This window comes from Arthrobacter pascens (assembly GCF_017052465.1).
GTDB classification, from domain to species: Bacteria; Actinomycetota; Actinomycetes; order Actinomycetales; family Micrococcaceae; genus Arthrobacter; species Arthrobacter pascens.
The window spans coordinates 1-1,858 of sequence record NZ_JAFHKT010000055.1; the positions used below are offsets into that span (position 1 = coordinate 1).

Sequence of the window (1,858 nt, forward strand, 5' to 3'; positions counted from 1 at the left end):
AGCGGGCCTACTCCAACGACGTCCGCCGGGAGGTGCTCCGGCTGCGCGCGTCCAAGGGCATGGTCCTGGACCCCGCAGACCGCGACACGTACTCCACCGGGTCCTTCTTCACCAATCCGATGGTCCCCGAAGAAGTGGCGGCCGGCCTGCCGGAGAATGCGCCTCGGTACCCGGGTGGTTCGGACGGCCTCGTCAAGCTTTCCGCGGCGTGGCTGATCGACCAGTCCGGGTTCGGAAAGGGCTTCGGCCTGGACGCCGGCAGCGTGTCCGGCGGCCGGGCTTCACTGTCCACCAAGCACACTCTGGCCATCACGAACCGCGGCTCCGCCAGCGCCGCCGACATGGTGGCAATCGCGCGCGAGGTGAGGGACGGCGTCGTCGGGCATTTCGGCATTGAACTCCACCCGGAGCCTCTGCTGATCGGCGTCGAACTCTAAGTCACTGTTCCCGCGCCTGACGGTGATGCCGGTGATGCCGCTGTGGCGGCGGTCTTAGGATGGGGTCATGGCACGGACACGGGTCACCCCCAGGATCATCGGACGGTTGCGGCTGGCGTCGCAAGGGTTGCTCGGGGAAGGACTCCCTGGCGTGCCCGAGGCCGTCCGCGGGATGACGGCCATGCAGGCGCAGGACCTTCAGGCGGCGCTGTGGGCGGTTGGCCTGCGGGTCCCCCGGGCCGGAATCAGCGCTGTGCGCGCCGCACTGGATGCGGGAACAATCGTGCGCTCTTGGCCAATGCGGGGCACGCTCCACCTGCTCGCCCCGGAGGACCTGCGGTGGATCCTCAACATCACCACCGCACGGCTGGTCCAAGGCATGGCGAGCCGCCACCGCCAGCTGGAGATCGCCTCCGGTGACGTCGAAGTCTGCCGGAAGATCGCCCTGGACCTGGTTTCCGAGACGGGCGGTGCCTCCGGAAGGCCGTCCGGGGCCACCCGTGCCGAGCTGTTCGCGGCCTTCGAAGCGGGCGGCCAGCCTCCCACCGGGCAACGCGGCATCCACCTGCTGGGGCTGCTGTGCCAAAGTGCGTCGCTGGTGCCGGGACCGCTCGAGGGCAACCAGCAGAAGTTCGTGGCGTTCGACGACTGGATCACCACCTCCCGGGACCTCGAACGGGAGGAAGGCATTGCCGAGTTGCTGCTGAGGTACCTGCGCAGCCACGGACCGGCGACGGTGCGGGACTTCGCCTGGTGGTCCAACACCACCCTGACGGAGGCACGGGCGGCCCTGGCCACCGTGAGCGGGGAACTCGTGGAACTGGAGTTTGGCGGGACGAGCTACTGGCTCTCACCCGGGACAGCCGCGCTGCTGGATGACGGCGTGCCCGGGCAGCGCACGGTTATGGCACTGCCGGGGTTCGACGAGTTCGTGCTCGGGTACACGGACCGCAGCCTGGTGCTGCCGCCGGAGCACGCGCAGAAGATCGTCCCGGGCGGCAACGGAGTGTTCAAGAAGGCAATCGTGGCTGGCGGCGAGGTCGTCGGGACCTGGGCGCGGCAGGGGACAGGGCGCGCCGCCCGGTTCGTGCCCGAGCCGTTCGACGGCGACGGGTCACTCGGCCCCGCGGCCCTGGCAGCGTTCAACAGGTCCGTCGAGCGGTACGAGAGGTTCCTCGCGTCCTGACCGGGTGCCTCCCCGCGCCCCCATGACCGGCCCGGCCCCGCACGACCGGCCCGCGCCCGCATGACCGGCCTGCGCCCGCACGACCGGCCTGGGGCCGGTATATATCAAGCTGTTTGTGACAGCGGGGTGGTTTGTTTGTTGTTGATCCCGGCTTTGGGAGGGACTCCCGGTGCTGAGGGTTGGTTCCGGTATCGGTGTGGGTTGCGGGCGTAGCAGGCGTCGAGCGTTGCTTGCC

Annotated in this window: 1 protein-coding gene and 1 pseudogene; both read left to right on the plus strand. The window is 69.5% G+C overall.

What is annotated here, in order from left to right:
- A pseudogene (locus JYA52_RS00250) lies at positions 1-437 on the plus strand (UDP-N-acetylmuramate dehydrogenase); the annotation flags it as partial.
- Positions 438-504: 67 nt separating this feature from the next.
- A complete protein-coding gene (locus JYA52_RS00255) occupies positions 505-1,623 on the plus strand; it encodes a winged helix DNA-binding domain-containing protein (RefSeq protein WP_205651163.1) in 1,119 nt (372 codons plus the stop codon).
- The last annotated feature ends 235 nt before the right edge of the window (positions 1,624-1,858 follow it).